The sequence below is a fragment of the Secundilactobacillus paracollinoides DSM 15502 = JCM 11969 genome, assembly GCF_001311135.1.
Lineage (GTDB): Bacteria > Bacillota > Bacilli > Lactobacillales > Lactobacillaceae > Secundilactobacillus > Secundilactobacillus paracollinoides.
This window is the reverse complement of the sequence record NZ_BBAG01000006.1, coordinates 24,668-41,459: the sequence shown is the minus strand read 5'-3', so window position 1 is coordinate 41,459 and position 16,792 is coordinate 24,668. Positions and strand designations below refer to the sequence as shown.

The following is a 16,792-nucleotide window of genomic DNA, read 5'->3' as shown; positions in this document are numbered from 1 at the left end:
ACCCCCCGGATTGTGAGAAATTAATGCCTATCTCCTATATCCCTGTTACAAAGTTAGTGTATGCCCCAAATCACCTTGGTGCCTATCAATATTAAAGCGTTTTAACGGAATTATTGACTAGAATTGCAACTTATCGAAGTAAAGTTGTTTCAAAACGCGATTCAACTCCGTATAATCCGGTCCGTAATTCATGCCGAGCAACACAAAGACCCGCGCGCTATCGTGGTGCGGATACGACTTCATCTGGTCGGTAATGATCAGATCGTAGTCTTCCTGCGGTTCATAGGGTTGCAGACTCACCTTGATGTGCTGGTTAATATGCGCACCGACCCGCGCAATGGCCGCCACGTTGAGGATCTGTTCAAGGTTAAAATCACAAGCAATCGTTAAGAAACTATTACTACTGCCCAGCGCCATGTTCAAAATGACGGCATACCGCATGAACACTTTGTTAAACTTGTCGGAATCATGCGTTGAAATCGCTAAGGTATTAAACGCTTCTTCGCAGAGCGTGTCACACTTTTGGACCAATTCATTAGCAGCTTGACCGTCAGAAAATCGGCTAAGTTCTTCTTCAGCAAACGCCTTGGCGGCAACTGACGTGATATCCGTCGACAGCGCGCCTGGTAAAAGGCGAGGCAGAAATGAATTTGGCTCAGTGACAATTCAGTCTCCTCTGTAAAGGCGCTTGGCAGCCTCGCAGCAAGCGGAATTCGGCCAACTGTTTGTATGAATTTTCGGTTGAGTTTACCAATTTTTGGAAATTGTTTGCCAAGGTTTTCTAAAAAGCGGCGCGCACTTGGATTTTCCGTGTTAAGACAAAAATGGATCACTAAAAAGCCGACCGCCTGATTTAACTCGCGTGGATCCCACGCTAGATGAACCTGGTGGAAGTAGTGTTGCAAATCATCCGAGAAATGCTGAATGAAGGGCTCCGAACCGGTATTCCGGAAGTTAAACGTGTCGTAATCGATATCTGACTCACGCGCTGAGTTCAGCCGCTGTTTGACCAACCCAAAATAAACGGCCAGCATCACCCGTCCCGTTTCGGTAATAAACGTGTCAAAGTGCCCATTTTGCATGAGCTTGTCCACCCGATCATCCGCGTATTCAAAGCGATTGACCTGAATCGGCCGTCCCAACCACAAGAGTTGAAAGTAAAAATACCGAATCTGCGCCTCGCAACCAAATAGTTGCGTATTTTTGATTCGAATATTAAACTCTGCCAGACTCTGGTTGATCTCCCGAATGCGCCGAATAAGCGTTGACGTACTGACACTTAAGGCATCCGCCAATTTTTGTATCTTAAATTGACGGTGGTTTAACAGGTAGATCAGTACCTGATACTTCACCGATTTATGCAGATAATGATAGTAAACATCGCTAAAAGAGACATCACCGCTATGCTGCAGTGAGACTTCCCCATCGATATTGACGATCACTAGGTTCGGCCCCAGTGTCTGGAGGTTAAACGCAATCAGCTTAATATCTTCTCGAACCGTGCTGACGTTGATGGCAAACGTTTTGGCAATTTGGTTAACCGTCAAAGCCCGTTGCTGTTTCGATAGTAATTGAATCATCTTAATTTGACGAACATCACTATGATCCAGTAATTCGAATAATTTCACCTTGACTTCCCCGCTTTCTCCCATGTTGGAGGTACTTAACCTCCAGCATGATTACTAAAAAACACCCCTCCATATTTAAAAACGCCTTTATAAATGACGCTTTGCCCCCACGCCGCAATCATTTAACATGAATACTACCATTTTAAAGCCATTTTTCAGGACATGAATATCAATTTTTGACATTGCCTTATGAATAATTGATAGTGCCACCGCCAATGGCACCCATTTGAATGCAACATATACACCCATAAGGTTCAAAAAATGGTCATGATTTACGCTACTAGACTCAGATATTGAACAGATAGCCCCAATAAAACTGGGTATACTATAAACGTAGCTGTAGTACCTAGTTATTTCGAGCCGTGTTGGCAGGGTAGATACCCCCTACCACGTCACTCTCCAGGACAGCTGTCAGCATGAATCTCCCTCAGCAGCTACAACAGTTAAATTTCCTAAACGTCCGGGCACCGACCACTAGTGGGTCGATGTCCTTTTTGTTGGGGAAATCCTTGACTGAGCAACCAGATTTCTTACCGAATCATTCTCTCAGGTTAATCATAACAATAAATGCGGGAAGTGAGGGGAATGATGACTTGTGAAAGAGTGTGGAGGTGGGGCGGTCAGAGGGTGGAGCCTAAGCGACTTTGACCATGAAAGCCGGGCCTGGCTTTCATGGTCGAAGTCGCTTAGGTGCAACCCTTTGCCCCACCGGAACACGTTTCGGCTATGTAGGATAGAAAGGCTTGCAGAAACTGCCACGTAAATCAAAGATGATTTTCAGGTAGCTACATATGCCAAGCCTAATTTAAGTTAGACTGCTAGTCTTAATTTTATACATAGAGGTTGAATAAATTTTTTTCATAGATGTTTAGACAACAGCCTTCTAGCCTCATAGCCGAAACGTGTTCCTGAAGGGCAGAGGGCTCCTGCACAAGCCAACTCAGGCAAAAATTCCAAGCCCAGGAATTTCTGCAGTCTTTCTATCCTACATAGCCGAAACGTGCTCCTGAAGGGCAGAGGGCTCCTGCACAAGCCAACTCAGGCAAAAATTCCAAGCCCGGGAATTTCTGCAGTCTTTCTATCCTTACATAGCCGAAACGTGCTCCTGAAGGGCAGAGGGCTCCTGCACAAACCAACTCTGGCAAAAATTCCAGGCCCGGGAATTTCTGCCAGAGTTGGCTTGTGCTCCGCCCTCTAACCGCCCTTCTTCCGCACTCTAAAAATCTTCACACACTTTTAAATTAGCTTTAACCTATAGTCTTTATAGTTAATATCAATCAAGCGATACAAACAATTTCGCAACTGAAAGGATGACTGCCCATGATTATGATGACGCCTAACACTAACAACACCAACACCAATTTCAATTCTCCACTCCAACACATTAAGCTTCGTCACCTGGACCTCAAGCCTACCAGCTCGCCCATTGTTTTCCGGAAGCGTGCCAATCCGCTTGTCACGCCTAACTGGAGTTACACCCCTTCCTCTAAATAACTGATATTCCCCCAAACACACAATCCAATGAGGTGTAACGTATCAACTCATCATTTACCCCCTTTCCTCAATAAAAATAGCGCTGACCTTCCCCTGGGTCAGCGCTATTTTTATACTGTGATTAATTTTTCGAATTCTTAAGATTTGAATTTTCACCCTAAACAGTTGACTAATACTGCCCGCAAGCTTAGCATAATTGACGACATCAACTATTATTTTTCAATTTATTAAGGGGAACTCAATGGCAATTGCAATTATTACGGATAGCACCGCCTATCTGTCGACCCAATTTATTCATGATCACCATAATCTCTTTATTGCACCCGTGCCGGTCCTGTGGCATGGCAAGACCTATACCGACATGGTGGATATCACGCCTGACACCTTTTATCCAGAACTGGCAACATCCGCTGACATGCCGTCAACGTCAATGCCGAGTCTTGGCACCATGACTGAGCTGCTGGACAAAGCGCAGGAAGCTGGTTATGACGACGTCGTGATCATCCCGATGTCAAAGGGCATCAGCTCATTTGCAGATACGTTGCACGAGCTTGATGACCGGACAGCACCACGTGTCCACCTGTTTGACACAAACAGTACTGCTGGCGGTAATAATTTATTGGTCAGTTTGGCTGTTTAGCTAGCAGATGAACAGTTTAGTATCAATGAAGTGCTTCAAGGATTGACCACGTTACGCGACTCAATGACGATTGAGTTTGTCGTGAAGGACCTGACCCACCTGCAACGGACTGGTCGGATCAGCAACACTGCGCGAATTCTGGGTAGTCTCCTGCACGTGTGTCCCGTCCTGACCATGGACGTTCACGGCAATGGCAAGATCACGCCAATGGCGAAGGAACGTACTGAAAGACGCGCGTTAAATCATATTCAGGATGACATCCAACGTATCATGAACGCCAATACCGAACTGCCGTATGCAGCGGTGGTGTTTGACGGTAATCATGCCACGGCTAAGGCGCGCTGTGGATCAGTTGAAGACCAAATTTCCTGATCTAGCCATTGACACGAGCTTTATTGGCCCCGCCATCGGCTGTCATACTGGTTCTGGCGTGTTAGGGATTGCCTGGGCGTATGATGCACAAGCAATTATAAACCAACTCAAGGCACAACATTAAAAAAGGATCATCAGCGCTTTCTTGCGTGTGATGATCCTTTTTATAAGCTTTTAATTGCGTTGAAAATTCACAACTAACGGTTAGTCGCCGTAAATTTCCTTAGCCAGTGTAAACGCAGACCAAGCCTTTGGCCAGCCCGTATAGAAGGCAAGGTGCGTAATCAATTCAACCATTTCATCCTTGGTCACGCCATTTTGTTTCGCAATCTTCATGTGCGCTTCCAACTGTGGCACGCCCTGGGTCAGCAAGCTTGATACCGTGATCAAACTGCGGTCGTGGGCGGACATCTTGTCCTCGCGTGACCAGACTTCGCCAAATAACACATCGTCGTTTAATTCTGCGAACTTAGGGGCAAAATCCCCTAAATTATCGCGGCCAGCTGTTTGTTTTTTAGCCATTATTTCGCACCCTCCTCTGCTTTTGCATAATCAGTGTCAGAGACGGCTTCCAGCCACTCTGGTGTCCCAGCGGTAATTGCGATGTGGGAGAACCAGCTGTCCTTGGTGGCACCGTGCCAATGCTTCACACCATCATGAGTGACCACAACGTCACCGGGCTTTAATAACCGAGCTGGTTGGCCGTCTTCTTGATAAAGTCCTTCACCGCCAGTGACCAGCAAGATTTGAAACCCATCGTGGTGAATGTGCCAGTTGTTGCGGCATCCCGGTTCAAACGTCACGTTACCAACGCCAACGTTAACGGCCGGATCCGCTACCAAACCTTGTAAATAACTCTGACCAGTAAAGAATTTTGCGTAGCGTCATTCTTTGGTCCCATTGGAAAAATACCATTTTTAACAGTTTCATTTTTTGCCATTTTTAAAATCTCCTTTTTTAATTAGGTGCGTTCAATTAAGCTTGTTTCGTTGGGTAAATTGTAAATTCGTTGACGTTCACATCTTCTGGCTGATCAATGGCGAAGTTGACCACGCGCGCCACGGCGTCGGGTGTAATTCCAACCTGTTTGTAAAAGGCATCCATGCCCGTCTTGGTGGCGTCATCCGTAATCGTGTGCAGCAACTCGGTATTGATTGCTGCCGGATACAGACTTGCGGTCCGAATGTTGGTTCCCTCTTGTGCGCTTTCCATCCGAATGACTTCCATCAAATTACGGACAGCAAACTTCGTTGCCCCGTATACGCCGGCGCCCGCAAACGACTTAATGCCGGCAACGGAAGATGTCGTGACGATCTGGCCGTGTTTTTGTGCGGTAAAGATCGGCATTACAGCGGCAACGCCATTTAAAACACCCTTGATGTTGATGTCGATCATGTCGTTCCATTCATCCGTATGCAGTGCGCTGATTGGTGACGATGGCATGATGCCGGCGTTATTGAAGATGACGTCTAAACCGCCAAATTCGGCCTGGGCCTGAGCAACCAACGCCTTGAGGTCTTCCGGCTTCGTCACGTCGGTCACAACGTAACTGGCCAAACCGCCAGCGGCAGTAATGTCTTTGACAAGCGCCTGCAACCGCTCCTCACGACGGGCACCTAAAACGACCTTTGCCCCGTTCTGTGCTAATAGTTTGGCAGTGGCGGCACCGATCCCCGATGACGCGCCAGTAATGACAACAACTTTATCCTTAACTGTCATGTTTTAAAACTTCCTTTCTTAATTCTTCTCAAGAATAGTCCTTCAAGTGCACTTGAAGGCAAGAGATAATGCTTAAAAAAATAAAAAAAGATACTCAATTGTTTTTAACTATGTAAATAGGCGCAACTATTGCCCGAAATTTTGGGTTTAGTTGGCGCCTATTTGTTTGATTAATTATGGGTTGCGTTTAAAAGTCTCGCTTTTTGCCGTGCTGAGTCGTGTTTTGGAAAAGAAAGCTGCGTGTAAGCCAACTCTGGTACAAATGCCAAGTTCGGGCATTTCTGCCTTTTGGCTTTCTCTGTTACCGTGCCGAAACGTGTTTCGGAAAACAGAAAGCTGCGTGTAAGCCAACTCTGGCAAAAATGCCAAGTTCGGGCATTTCTGCCAGAGTTAACTTACACTCCGCTTCCTACCGTTTTCCTTCACACTCTACTTTGCATTCTCCTCAATCCAAAACTGAAGTACCTGATTAAACGTGGCTAAATCTTCCTCTGAAAATTGCGCTTCAATCTTTGCCTGTTGCTGGTCGATATAGTCCTTTACGTGCTGCTTAAGTTCCACTGCCTTCTGCGTCAGCATCACCTGTTTTTGCCGGGCATCGCTTGCTGCTGATTGCCGCACGACGAGGCCCTTGCGCTCCATCCGTTGCAGCAACACGGTTGCCGTGGAGCGCTGAATGTTGAATTCTGCTTCAATATCACGTTGGAGCACAATATCGTTTGACCGGCGCCCCAAAAAATCAATCATCGACATTTGAACACCCGTCAGATCAAACTGCCGCGCGTAGGCGTCCATTGCCTTATCCTGATCGTTAGCTGCCCGTTTAATTAACACACCAAAATTAGATGCCATGTTTTTACCTAGTTTCTGCTAATTTACTGTTTGCATTTTTGACACCCGAACCGACCGAAACAACGCAATCACTGCCACGACCATCGCGAGCGTCAGCGCCATCAGCGCGTGTTGCGTACCAACGGCCGTCAACTGTGCCTGCGATCCTTGCCCAGACTGGCTGGCCGCCACAATGGCCGACACGATCGACGTCCCAGTTGCCCCAGCAAACTGTTGCAGCGTATTTAAGACAGCGTTGCCGTCACTTTGCTGCTGCGCGCTCAATTCCGCAAGTCCGCTGGTCATGATGTTCCCGAAACTCAGCCCAATGCCAAACATGTAGCCTAAATATACACTTATAATGACGACATTGCTCATGTTTTGTGCCACAATCGTGAAAATTACCAAACAGACCAGCACGAGTCCGCAGCCCAACAGAATTGGCTTACGGGCACCGAAATTGTCGAGGATCCGACCACTGATTGGGGCTAGCGCTGCACCTAATGCGGCCCCCGGAAGCACGACCAATCCAGCAATCGTCGACGTTGACCCATTGACCAGTTGAATGTAGTTTGGCAGCAGAAACGACATCCCAAGCGAAATCAGCTGGAGTAAAAAGAACGCCAGCACGTGACCGCCGAATCGGCCGGTGGTGATAACGCGCAGATCAATCACCGGGTCAGTGATGTGCATCGATCGGTAGACGAGACCGATCACGCCCAGGACACCAATCAGCAAAGCACCACCGACACTCAAACTCAGAAAATGGCCGTTGCCAATATTGCTGAAGCCGACAATCAGACCGATAAACGTGACCATGATCAAGACCACACTGATGCCATCTAAACGCACCTTTTGAATCGCACTCTTCTGCGAGATTGTCAGCATGCCGATCACCAAAGAAATCAAAAGCAGCGGCCACAGAATAATGAAGACAAACCGCCAGCCGAGCACGTTCGCAACGATGCCGCCAAAGGTTGGGCCAATCGCGGGCGCAACTGCGGTAATCAGGGTGCCGACCCCCATCATCAGGCCGCGTTTGCTAATGGGCACCTGTTCCAAAATAATGTTAAACATGAGCGGTAACGCGATCCCAGTACCCAGCCCCTGAATGATTCTGCCAAAGAGCAACAACGAAAATGCCGGTGCGGTCGCATCGATCAGCACACCCGCCATAAACAACAGGTTCGCTGTAATAAAGAGGGATTTCGTTTTAAATCGTCGCTTAAGCGTCGCTGACAACGGGACAATAATGGCCACCGTCAGCAGATAGCCCGTGGTCATCCACTGCACCGTACTAGTCGTGACGTTGAACTGTTTCATCAGTGTCGGGAACGTCACGTTCATTGACGTTTCAACAATGACCCCGCAAAAAGACATCAATCCAGTGGCAATCACTGCCGCAATGACTTTCGGGTCAATTTTTTGTGTTTTGGTTGTTGCTTGCATTTTTATCATCCTCATTTCGTTAGTAGACTAACGAAATATATCGTAGCGCGATTGTTGGGAATAGTCAACGCCCTATTTTCATTCATCGTGACCGTCATGAAAATAGGAAAGACAATTTCTTGCACTTAGCCAAATAATTCGGTATGATGTCAATCGTAATGATTACTGTATAGGAGAAAATCAATGAGAAAAAACATTATTTTAGAGGCACCGGAAACCCACGAACGCCTCTACCTCACAAGTAAAAATGTGCAAAACACCCCAGAAAAACTTGAGCTGCGTAAGTATTCACCAAAGTTACGCCGCCCAGTCGTTTTTCGGGAAATCAGCAGATAAGGAGCAACAAAACTATGGAAAAAACAGATTTAGCAAGTGCATACCGTCGTCTAAAGAGCAGCAACGCCAAGACCCGCAGTCGCGCAAAGAAGATCATCAATGATTTCAAGCGCCAACAAGCCAACACTAAGTAGGAGGCCCACCGATGGCAGTACCAGCACGACGCACGTCTAAGACCAAGAAACGGTCCCGACGCGCCAACCAAAAATTGACCACCCCCGCGATTCATTGGGACGAAAAGGCCCAAGCCTATACACTGAGCCACCATGTTTCTGATAACGGGTATTATAATGGTCGCAAGGTTTTGTAACCGAATCACCCACCTGAACTGTGTTTCATGACACTGATCAGGTGGGCTTTTTTTGTTTTCGTCGAGTGTTTAGTACTGGCTTTCATTGCGACAACGTGGTGTCACCGGCAGAATGAATAGCGCCACTATCTGCCGTTTTAATTAATTATACAATTCCATCGTCACTTCGTTCTATAATGTAAAGTATTGAGAATTGAAAGAAGGAACTATCTTGGCAATCGTAAGTGTCATTTTCGGTCAGACCATGATTATGTTTTTGATCATGCTGATCGGTTTTCTGTGTTTTCGTGTTGGCCTGATCGATGAAAATGGGAGTCAGCAGATTTCAAACGTGGTCATTTACATATCAAATCCAGCCCTGTTGCTGAATTCCTTTATCGGTAAATTAAAATCGTCGCAACTCATGGATGGTCTGGATATTTTGGTGCTGCTGGTCATCATGATGCTGGTCACCATCGTTATCGCTAAATTGCTCTTTCGTAAACCAAGTCAAATGCTGGTACGATTTGCGTTGATTTTTGCAAACCTTGGCTTTATTGGTCTGCCGCTCTCGAAAGCCGTTCTTGGAACTGGCAGTGTGTTTTACATGAGTATTTTCGTTGGGGTGTCGAACTTTTCACTGTGGACTTATGGAATCTATATGATTTCGGGCGACCGGCGCACGATTCAGTTGAAAAAGTTAGTGGTTAATCCCGCCATTTTAGCACTAGTTTTCGGCCTGATTTTCGCCTTCACAGGTGTGCAACTGCCACACGTACTGGGCACCGCCGTATCCGACCTTGCCAATATGAACCTGCCGCTGGTCATGATTGCGATGGGCTGTTACCTTGCAGAAGGTGACATTCGTAATGCGCTGAAGAGCCGCGATTTGTACGAAGCTGTGGGTGCCAGGCTGATTATCGCCCCACTGATTGTGATGATCATGCTGAAGCTGTGCCAAACAACTTAATGCTGGTCAAGGAAGTAATCTTGCTGGGGCAAGCAACGCCGGTGGCAGCTCTGATGGCCATCTTCAGTAAAACGTTCAAGAAAAATTACCTGTTCAGTACCACGGTGGTCGGTTTAACAACGCTGTGTTCACTGGTAACTATCCCGATCTTTATGGGTGTGGCGCAGTGGTTTTGGAAGTTGTAGAGCGTGGAAGAAGTCCCTTACGTAGCAGCCCCCTGCCTTTCGGAACGCGTTTCCGCAATATAACAGAGAAAACAACAGAGCGTGGAAGAAGCCTAGGGGGCGGACTTTTCAGTGATAGTCCGTTGCATTCCGCAATTTGGCACTCCGCGTAGTGGCTCGCGATGAAGCTAATTCGATTTCTGCTGCGCAACTCTCGAATGGATCTCCATCGTCTCGCAGATGACTAAGCGAGGAAAGAACCCTCGCCAAGTCATCTCGACACCACAGCTCCGTGCCAAATTGCTGTATTCCACTAACGTTGAGCTACCTTTTTATCACTAGTTAAGCATCACAATTACATTAAAACTAGTTCGCAGAGAATCCGCCCTCGACTGCTAGTAAGGCTATTAACAGCAATGCTTCTTATGATGTGTCAGTCACCAGTAACGATTAATATAGAGGTTTCGTGATACCATCTTTGAATGCTTACTAGCTGCAACGACCACTGCCAGAATCGTAGCGTAGTGGAATCATTCGGCTTTGCCGGAGCAACTCCACCTCAGCCTGCAGGGCCAAACGCTGGAACGAAGCGGTATATTAGCGTTATGTAACTAACGCGACAATCGAAGGGGCCCTTTTGAAACGCGTTTCCGCAATATAACAGAGAAAACCTCCAAAAAAATCAAAAACAACGCGTTAACTGCCATTCATCAGCAGTTAAACGCGCCGTTATCATTTTAATCAAAAATACTATTCGGTAATAAACACATACTGTGCTAAATCATCAACCCAGTAAGTGTGGACTTGTTCAGGATGGTAGCGCACGATATCCTGTAAAAATTCGTTATCGATCAGCGTGTAATAAATCTCTTTTAGATCGTTGAACGTTTCGATATAACCAATGTTGCGTTGCCGGCAAAGACGCTTGCTGGTGGCGCTCCAGGTTTCAGGGAGTTCCTCGATATCATACTGATGAGCTAGTTTTTTCCAGCTCGTCATTGGTACTACGGGTACACGTGATGCTACTGCACTTTCAGGCAATTTTGTCAGTCCTTTCCAGTGATTTAGGATAGCACTGATTCAGGCCGAAAGCGGTTATATTTTCATGAGAATTTATACTTAATAGGTCGATTAAATATGCATTTTTGCAATTGATAGTAATCGATAAAAACCGGCTATAAATCCTAATGAATAGGACTTTATAGCCGGTTTTGTCATTTCAAATTATCACCATATACAATTATGAATTAACCTGCATGCCATCATTAATCGCATCGATCAGACTTTCACGGCCATCAAGGTCCTCGTCGCAGTCATATAGGGCGGCGTGGTAGATTGTCCGCCATGGATCTTCGACATTAGCGTACTTGGAATCAAAACTTTTAACCTCATATTGGCCATCCGGCTGAACATGAATAATCGCACACCCCGCCGCTTCCTTATGCTCATGCGTGAAGGTGATTGGAAACGTCATTTCCCGAGTCTGAACACCCTTTGCGTTGTTTTGACGGGTCTTTAGTGTTGCTAAAATATTATTAATAATGGTGTCGCGTGTCATTGGTGCTGCCTCCATTTTTCGACCGATTAGTCACTCCATTAACCCTAACACAGATGATGACTAATTTGAAACACCTGTCAGGTATTTAGCACCTTCATGCCGGGCAAGTTTGCTAAGCTGGTGCGTCTGTATAAACCTTTTAACCCATTCAGGATCCATTTTACTGTAATTGCGTAATGCCCAGCCAATCGCCTTTTGGATAAAAAATTCATCCGTATTCAGGTCGTTTTCAATTGCCTTGGTCAGCAACAACGTATCCAGAGTCTCTTTTTCAGTCAGTTGTAGAATAATCGACACCCGACGCATCCACATATTCGCGTTCTGATAAAACAACGCAAAGACGGCTTGTTTTTGCTCTGGGTGACGCATGATATAAAGGCCAAAAACTTTTCGCCATGTGTCAACGGTGTCCCACCAGGACTTTTCAGTAATATATCTGGTGAGGTGCGTGATATCAGCAAACGACAATCGCCTGACATTAGCGACACACATGTCAATGGCAACGTACTGATACTCACGTTGTGGGCGTTGATAAAGCTGGGTAACTCCGGATAAGATCTCTGAGATTCGCAATTTTTTACTAGCTTGAATCAGATCATGCGACTGTTGCTTACGTTCTGGTGCTTTAAGCCCGGCAAACGGGAATTGATTGCGCATGTACTTCGCCATTGGTGTCTGATTGATTGGGTTTTCGATGAGGCTGAATTTTTCGAAGATGGTCATGAAACAGATCCTTTCTACATGTATCGGCTCCCTCATGAGTCGATGGGAGTCGATACCGAACGATACCGGAAAGGCTTGAGGGCGTCGTCCCAAGTCTTTTCGGCATCCAACTCAATTTTGCACTTCATCAAACGAGAATCATGTTCTCTAATTTCATCAAGGCAATCTTCTTATCTGTGCCCGTTGCATACCCAGTCAACGCGCCATTCTTACCCAAAACTCGATGACAAGGAATAATAATTGAAATTGGGTTCTTCCCGACAGCACCACCCACCGCTCTGGCAGAGGAGCGATGCCCAGTTTGACGGCTGATTTCATTTGCCACTTCTTGATAAGACATCGATTGCCCATATGGAATCGTCTGCAACACTTTAAGCACCCGCAAAATAGCGGTCAAGCCACCGTTTCGTTGTGTCAATAATCGCATTGCTACGTTTCTCAGCCTGGCTTAGATCGTAGTTGGCGGCAAAGTGTGCCTGACCATTGAACCATAATCCTACTAATGCGTCGTCGTTTGCCAGCAATGTTAAACGGCCAACGATTGGTATTTCATATGTATCACAATACAACATGTGTCACATCACCTCCTGGGTCTTCTCAATCATCATTATTTCCATTATACTAAAGCAGTTCAGAAAATAATGCTACAACGGTCTCTTCATTTGCCCGCTTAGACGCCCAGCCACGAAAGGAAAAATCCCACTAATGACCCGCACCTCTGCACCCTTGAAACAGCTCGTTTTGGCCAGCATGTTTGTCGCCATTGAAGTTGTTTTAAATAGTATTCTTGTCCTCCAGTTTCAAACGATGAAACTGTCCTTCGCTTTTATTGTCATTGCCTTAACTGCCCAGCTCTTCTCACCCTACTGGACAGCCAGTATCGCAGCCATTGCGTATACAATTGGCATGATTTTATTCCCTAAGTTCGGTTTTTTCCCTGGGTTCATTCTGACCGCTTTTTTAACGGGGCTTGTGTTCGGTATCTTTTTACAGCGCACGCCATCGTTCATTAAAATTATGATTTCGAGTTTCATTGTCACAATGGGGCTCAATCTCTTGTTAAATAGTTTATGGTTGCACATCATGTATCAAATCAACTGGTCAGTCCTACTGACCACTCGAACCGTACAAGAAGTCATTACATTTGTGATTTACGTGGTGGTGCTCACTGTTATTTTCAGATCAAATATCATCACCATCATTCAGAAGAGAAGTCATTTGGATTAACACCAAAAACGCAGCCATCCCCAACAAAGGGTGGCTGGCTTTTTAGTTTAATACAATTTCCCAACGATCTTATCTTCAGCAAACAGCGCCGAAACACCGCCAGTATGCCAGAACACAACGTTACTACCAGGTTTGATTTGCCCGGTCTTGACGTAATCCAGTAATCCCGCAAACGCTTTTCCGGTATAAACTGGATCGGTCAAAATACCTTCCGTTCGTGCCAATAACTGGATTGCTGCTGACCCTGACGCACTCGGAATCTCATACCCCTCAACAAAGTAAGACTGGTCAAAATGAGTATCCGCCAAGGTCACATTCCGCGCTAAACCGAGTAATTCAAGCGCATCATTGGCAATATCGACAACCTTTTGATAATGTTCCTCCGGTTTCGGACTAACATTCATCGATAAGATCTGCGTGGGATGGTCTGGTTTAGAAAACGCCTTAGCACCCGCAATCAACCCGGCTGCTGTGCCGCCGGTGCCGCTCCCCTGCACAATATAATCAACGTCAATATCGGGTAATTGAGCCATCAGTTCCTTAAACCCAAGCGCAAACCCCGTTGACCCAATTGGTGTTGCACCGCCGACCGGAATGATGTAGGCCTTGTGACCCGATTTGGCAAGCTCGGCCGCTTCCTTCTTGGCTGCCGCCATCGCAAACGCATCCGCTTCTGCTTCCGTTCGGTTTTCCATCGAGACGTAGTGAATCTTCGCACCTAACACTTTATCGACCAGAATATTAGCCCGATCATCCCCCACTTTGTTGGGCGTGATCGTCTCAAGGTATAAAATGGCATCCATGCCTGCCTTTCGCGCTGCTACCGCGGTTTCCATCGCGTGATTAGACTGCGTTGCGCCAAAGGTGATCAGGGTATCTGCACCCTGCTTTAAGGCGTCGCCAACCAGGTACTCAAGCTTACGAATCTTATTGCCGCCGAACAGATTGGGGCCGGTCAGGTCATCTCGTTTCAGATATAGGTTCACGCCAAGTTGTTCAGATAGCTGTTCTAGTTTATGAACTGGTGTTGGGAAAAAGCCTAAGTTGAATTTAGGTAATTGGTTGTATGGTGGCATTTAGGACACTCCTTTAACTGCTACAAATCTGGAATAGTTGGGCAATCAGCCATTCCGTGCTATGGTAGCTGTAACAAATCCTATTAGAATTCAATTAGAATAAGCATACACTAAGCCAGCAAAAATGGCACTATTTATACTAACGAAAGTCATTCTCATGACTGATATTTTCTACGAAACGATCACGCCCAATCGACACCTGCCATTTCGCCTGCTCATTCACGATAATGGCGTTGCACACCGTGTCCTAAGTCACTGGCATCACTCATTTGAAATCGCCTATGTGATCACTGGTGAAAACACAAATTTCACCGTCAACGGTCAGTACTTTGACCAATCAAAAGGTGAAGTTGTCGTCATCAATCCGTACGAGGTGCACAGTCTGGACTTACCCACAGACCATAAACGAGTCGCGCTGACCGTGATGTTGCCAAACGATATCCTGACTGCCAGTAATATCGCGATTGAAACCCACATCCAGAATCGTATTCCAAATGATACTCAGCTCCAAGGCTATTTTAACACCTTATATCAGACGACCCGCCACCCGGCAACTACTGGCACGCAGGCAGAGCAGATTGGTTTAGTCTATCTTATCTTGAGTGACCTTGTTACTCACTATTCTCAGGCCGATGCCACTAAAAGAACACCCCATTACTCCGCACAAATGGATCATCTCTCCCCAGTCATCACGTGGATCGACCGCCACTATCAAGAAAAGATCACCGTGGAAAAATTGGCAGGAATTGCCAACTTGTCTGCCAGCTACTTTGCGCATTTGTTCCAAAAATATCTGAATCAATCGCCATTAGTGTACGTCACAAGTCGGCGTCTATTAGCAGCAGAAAAACAGTTATTAACAACCTCAGACAGTCTGGAGGCCATTGCATTTACGACTGGTTTTCCTAACGTCAAAGCGCTTAATGTGGCGTTTAAGCATCACTTTTCTCAGTCCCCAAACCAGTATCGGCTGACCCATCAATAGCAGGATTCACCCCAATCTCAGCAGAATATTGCTTAATGTCGTATTTGAAAGCGCTTTAATATTAATTTGTGAAATGCGTTTACATCTTACGAAATGGGGGCACCATCATGAATCAAACGTCCGACAATCGCGATTCCCTATCTTTTAAAATCGCGTTATTATCTTCAACATTTTTAATCACCGGCGCCAGCGCAACATCGGCTCTGTTACCAAGTCTCCGTCAAGCCTTTCCGTCGGTGTCTAAAGCCACCTTGCAGTCTTTTTTTTCAATCACTGCCTTACCACAGTTCATCGCCTTAATTGCGGCAGCTTTTCTTGCAACAAAAATCGGCAAACGAAATGTCATTCTTTTTGGCGCGTTGCTTTGGACAATTAGCGGTCTACTGCCAATGGTATTAAATAATTTTCCAATTATTTTAGCCAGCAGAGTTTTTCTAGGGCTTAGTTTAGGTTTAATTCAACCTATCGGGACAAGCATGATTGCTGATCTTTATACTGGTGAAGTACGAAATACCTTAATGGGAATTCAAAGTGCTGTTATCGGAATTTCAGGTACAGTTCTGACCTTCGCAATTGGCCTACTCATTACGATCAACTGGCGGTCAGCATTCTTGATATATCTATTAGGTCTAGTCGTATTCGTCTTAACTCTTCATTTCTTACCAAAAAAATTAGCCGGCGAAGGCGAAAATCAGCGTATTGATAATTCAGAAAATTCAAGCAATGGTACGAGTAGGCATCTTGGAAAAGATGTGATTGTATGGGTACTTTTAACTTTCTTTTTTAACTTAGGTCAAGGTGGCGTTAATATTGATTTCAACTTAGCGGTAGTTGAAGAACACATTGCTACAGCCACAGGTGCTGCCAACATGATGGTTGCTTATTCAGTCCTTGGTCTAATTACCGGTCTTTTGTTTGGATTTTATATGAAATTTGCTAAACGTTTTGGCGGTATTATTGCTGCGGTACTATTTTTTATGGGAAATTTGATAATTGCTACTACGCATGGCGTAGTTGTCTATTACATCGCAATGATGCTAACCGGCGCAGGATTTGGACTTTTCATGCCTTACATGTTTGCAGCTGTGAACAAACATACCACTGCAGCCAATTCGGCCTATGCAACCTCAGCAACAACGGCCGCTGCTTCACTAGCTAATTTCATTGCCCCTTATGTTTATAGTTTTCTTGCTAACGTATTCGGTAACAATACCAGTCAATTTGCATTTAATTTTGCGAGCGCATTTTCACTTATCTTAGTTCTCGGACTTATATATGAATACTTTACTGATACGAAAAAACAAAAAAGCATTTTGAAAGGAACAGATTGA

Annotated in this window: 19 protein-coding genes and 3 pseudogenes; 10 read left to right on the top strand and 12 right to left on the bottom strand. The window is 45.7% G+C overall.

Going from position 1 to position 16,792, the window contains the following annotated elements:
* Positions 1-117 precede the first annotated feature (117 nt).
* Positions 118-441, bottom strand: coding sequence for a hypothetical protein (locus JCM11969_RS03975; RefSeq protein WP_156319249.1), 324 nt, complete (start codon positions 439-441; stop codon positions 118-120).
* A 41-nt stretch (positions 442-482) separates the two neighbouring features.
* Entirely contained in the window at positions 483-1,628 is a 1,146-nt protein-coding gene (locus JCM11969_RS03970; RefSeq protein ID WP_162231450.1) for an AcpB/EbpR/MafR family transcriptional regulator, read from the bottom strand.
* Between the two features lie 1,735 nt (positions 1,629-3,363).
* On the opposite strand from JCM11969_RS03970, the pseudogene JCM11969_RS18670 reads away from it, so the two are divergent.
* Positions 3,364-4,134: pseudogene (locus tag JCM11969_RS18670) on the top strand (DegV family protein).
* The gene (locus JCM11969_RS19645) at positions 4,115-4,258 is read left to right on the top strand and encodes a hypothetical protein (protein WP_162231449.1); all 144 of its coding nucleotides are present in this window, start codon (positions 4,115-4,117) and stop codon (positions 4,256-4,258) included. Before JCM11969_RS18670 ends, JCM11969_RS19645 begins: the two are co-directional and overlap by 20 nt.
* Before the next feature lie 80 nt (positions 4,259-4,338).
* Here JCM11969_RS19645 and JCM11969_RS03955 read toward each other — a convergent pair whose 3' ends face one another.
* From JCM11969_RS03955 to JCM11969_RS03935, 5 genes and pseudogenes are all read right to left on the bottom strand, one after another.
* Complete coding sequence (locus JCM11969_RS03955; protein ID WP_054708509.1) at positions 4,339-4,656, bottom strand: carboxymuconolactone decarboxylase family protein; 318 nt, start codon at positions 4,654-4,656, stop codon at positions 4,339-4,341.
* A pseudogene (locus tag JCM11969_RS03950) lies at positions 4,656-5,074 on the bottom strand (cupin domain-containing protein). The gene JCM11969_RS03955 and the pseudogene JCM11969_RS03950 overlap by 1 nt, the downstream one beginning before the upstream one ends.
* Positions 5,075-5,109: 35 nt before the next feature.
* The gene (locus JCM11969_RS03945) at positions 5,110-5,853 is read right to left on the bottom strand and encodes an SDR family oxidoreductase (protein WP_054708506.1); all 744 of its coding nucleotides are present in this window, start codon (positions 5,851-5,853) and stop codon (positions 5,110-5,112) included.
* A 429-nt stretch (positions 5,854-6,282) separates the two neighbouring features.
* The gene (locus JCM11969_RS03940; protein WP_054708504.1) at positions 6,283-6,705 is read right to left on the bottom strand and encodes a MarR family winged helix-turn-helix transcriptional regulator; all 423 of its coding nucleotides are present in this window, start codon (positions 6,703-6,705) and stop codon (positions 6,283-6,285) included.
* 18 nt (positions 6,706-6,723) lie between these two features.
* Positions 6,724-8,133 carry a DHA2 family efflux MFS transporter permease subunit gene (locus tag JCM11969_RS03935; protein ID WP_054708501.1) on the bottom strand — a complete coding sequence of 470 codons (1,410 nt, stop codon included), beginning with the start codon at positions 8,131-8,133 and terminating at the stop codon, positions 6,724-6,726.
* Positions 8,134-8,316: 183 nt separating this feature from the next.
* Between JCM11969_RS03935 and rpmG the strand changes: the two genes are divergently transcribed.
* From rpmG to JCM11969_RS03915, 5 genes are all read left to right on the top strand, one after another.
* Entirely contained in the window at positions 8,317-8,469 is a 153-nt protein-coding gene (gene rpmG, locus JCM11969_RS03930; RefSeq protein WP_054708498.1) for a 50S ribosomal protein L33, read from the top strand.
* A 14-nt stretch (positions 8,470-8,483) separates the two neighbouring features.
* Positions 8,484-8,603: a putative metal homeostasis protein gene (locus JCM11969_RS18040; protein WP_162231448.1), complete on the top strand. Its 120-nt coding sequence runs from the start codon at positions 8,484-8,486 to the stop codon at positions 8,601-8,603.
* A gap of 11 nt (positions 8,604-8,614) precedes the next feature.
* A complete protein-coding gene (gene rpmF / locus JCM11969_RS03925) occupies positions 8,615-8,779 on the top strand; it encodes a 50S ribosomal protein L32 (protein ID WP_054708495.1) in 165 nt (54 codons plus the stop codon).
* 211 nt (positions 8,780-8,990) lie between these two features.
* Positions 8,991-9,728 (top strand): AEC family transporter, encoded by a 738-nt coding sequence (locus tag JCM11969_RS03920; RefSeq protein ID WP_054708493.1) that lies wholly within the window; start codon positions 8,991-8,993, stop codon positions 9,726-9,728.
* Positions 9,713-9,913, top strand: coding sequence for a hypothetical protein (locus JCM11969_RS03915; RefSeq protein WP_156319247.1), 201 nt, complete (start codon positions 9,713-9,715; stop codon positions 9,911-9,913). Before JCM11969_RS03920 ends, JCM11969_RS03915 begins: the two co-directional genes overlap by 16 nt.
* 729 nt (positions 9,914-10,642) lie before the next feature.
* Here JCM11969_RS03915 and JCM11969_RS03910 read toward each other — a convergent pair.
* From JCM11969_RS03910 to JCM11969_RS16980, 4 genes and pseudogenes are all read right to left on the bottom strand, one after another.
* A complete protein-coding gene (locus JCM11969_RS03910; protein WP_156319246.1) occupies positions 10,643-10,933 on the bottom strand; it encodes a hypothetical protein in 291 nt (96 codons plus the stop codon).
* Between the two features lie 199 nt (positions 10,934-11,132).
* The gene (locus tag JCM11969_RS03905) at positions 11,133-11,450 is read right to left on the bottom strand and encodes a hypothetical protein (RefSeq protein WP_054708485.1); all 318 of its coding nucleotides are present in this window, start codon (positions 11,448-11,450) and stop codon (positions 11,133-11,135) included.
* 60 nt (positions 11,451-11,510) lie between these two features.
* Positions 11,511-12,173 carry a DNA alkylation repair protein gene (locus JCM11969_RS03900; RefSeq protein WP_054708482.1) on the bottom strand — a complete coding sequence of 221 codons (663 nt, stop codon included), beginning with the start codon at positions 12,171-12,173 and terminating at the stop codon, positions 11,511-11,513.
* 127 nt (positions 12,174-12,300) lie between these two features.
* Positions 12,301-12,745 (bottom strand): annotated as a pseudogene (locus JCM11969_RS16980) (methylated-DNA--[protein]-cysteine S-methyltransferase).
* Between the two features lie 133 nt (positions 12,746-12,878).
* Here JCM11969_RS16980 and JCM11969_RS03885 point away from each other — a divergent pair.
* Positions 12,879-13,400, top strand: a complete 522-nt coding sequence (locus JCM11969_RS03885; RefSeq protein ID WP_054708473.1) for a folate family ECF transporter S component — start codon at positions 12,879-12,881, stop codon at positions 13,398-13,400.
* Between the two features lie 47 nt (positions 13,401-13,447).
* On the opposite strand, the gene JCM11969_RS03880 is transcribed toward JCM11969_RS03885, so the two are convergent.
* On the bottom strand, positions 13,448-14,476 hold the full coding sequence (locus JCM11969_RS03880; protein ID WP_054708470.1) for a D-cysteine desulfhydrase family protein: 1,029 nt from the start codon (positions 14,474-14,476) through the stop codon (positions 13,448-13,450).
* Positions 14,477-14,633: 157 nt separating this feature from the next.
* Between JCM11969_RS03880 and JCM11969_RS03875 the strand changes: the two genes are divergently transcribed.
* Positions 14,634-15,461 (top strand): AraC family transcriptional regulator, encoded by an 828-nt coding sequence (locus JCM11969_RS03875; protein WP_054708466.1) that lies wholly within the window; start codon positions 14,634-14,636, stop codon positions 15,459-15,461.
* 107 nt (positions 15,462-15,568) lie between these two features.
* Positions 15,569-16,792, top strand: a complete 1,224-nt coding sequence (locus tag JCM11969_RS03870) for an MFS transporter (RefSeq protein WP_054708463.1) — start codon at positions 15,569-15,571, stop codon at positions 16,790-16,792.

Excerpts from the sequence above, each read along its gene's own strand:
- JCM11969_RS03945 (WP_054708506.1), bottom strand. The coding sequence starts at position 5,853 with ATGACAGTTAAGGATAAAGTTGTTGTCATTACTGGCGCGTCATCGGGG.
- JCM11969_RS03975 (WP_156319249.1), bottom strand. The coding sequence starts at position 441 with ATGCGGTATGCCGTCATTTTGAACATGGCGCTGGGCAGTAGTAATAGT.
- JCM11969_RS03900 (WP_054708482.1), bottom strand. The coding sequence starts at position 12,173 with ATGACCATCTTCGAAAAATTCAGCCTCATCGAAAACCCAATCAATCAG.
- JCM11969_RS03870 (WP_054708463.1), top strand. The coding sequence starts at position 15,569 with ATGAATCAAACGTCCGACAATCGCGATTCCCTATCTTTTAAAATCGCG.
- JCM11969_RS03880 (WP_054708470.1), bottom strand. The coding sequence starts at position 14,476 with ATGCCACCATACAACCAATTACCTAAATTCAACTTAGGCTTTTTCCCA.
- JCM11969_RS03955 (WP_054708509.1), bottom strand. The coding sequence starts at position 4,656 with ATGGCTAAAAAACAAACAGCTGGCCGCGATAATTTAGGGGATTTTGCC.
- JCM11969_RS03905 (WP_054708485.1), bottom strand. The coding sequence starts at position 11,450 with ATGACACGCGACACCATTATTAATAATATTTTAGCAACACTAAAGACC.
- JCM11969_RS03875 (WP_054708466.1), top strand. The coding sequence starts at position 14,634 with ATGACTGATATTTTCTACGAAACGATCACGCCCAATCGACACCTGCCA.
- JCM11969_RS03940 (WP_054708504.1), bottom strand. The coding sequence starts at position 6,705 with ATGGCATCTAATTTTGGTGTGTTAATTAAACGGGCAGCTAACGATCAG.
- JCM11969_RS03885 (WP_054708473.1), top strand. The coding sequence starts at position 12,879 with ATGACCCGCACCTCTGCACCCTTGAAACAGCTCGTTTTGGCCAGCATG.
- JCM11969_RS18040 (WP_162231448.1), top strand. The coding sequence starts at position 8,484 with ATGGAAAAAACAGATTTAGCAAGTGCATACCGTCGTCTAAAGAGCAGC.
- rpmG (WP_054708498.1), top strand. The coding sequence starts at position 8,317 with ATGAGAAAAAACATTATTTTAGAGGCACCGGAAACCCACGAACGCCTC.
- JCM11969_RS03935 (WP_054708501.1), bottom strand. The coding sequence starts at position 8,133 with ATGCAAGCAACAACCAAAACACAAAAAATTGACCCGAAAGTCATTGCG.
- rpmF (WP_054708495.1), top strand. The coding sequence starts at position 8,615 with ATGGCAGTACCAGCACGACGCACGTCTAAGACCAAGAAACGGTCCCGA.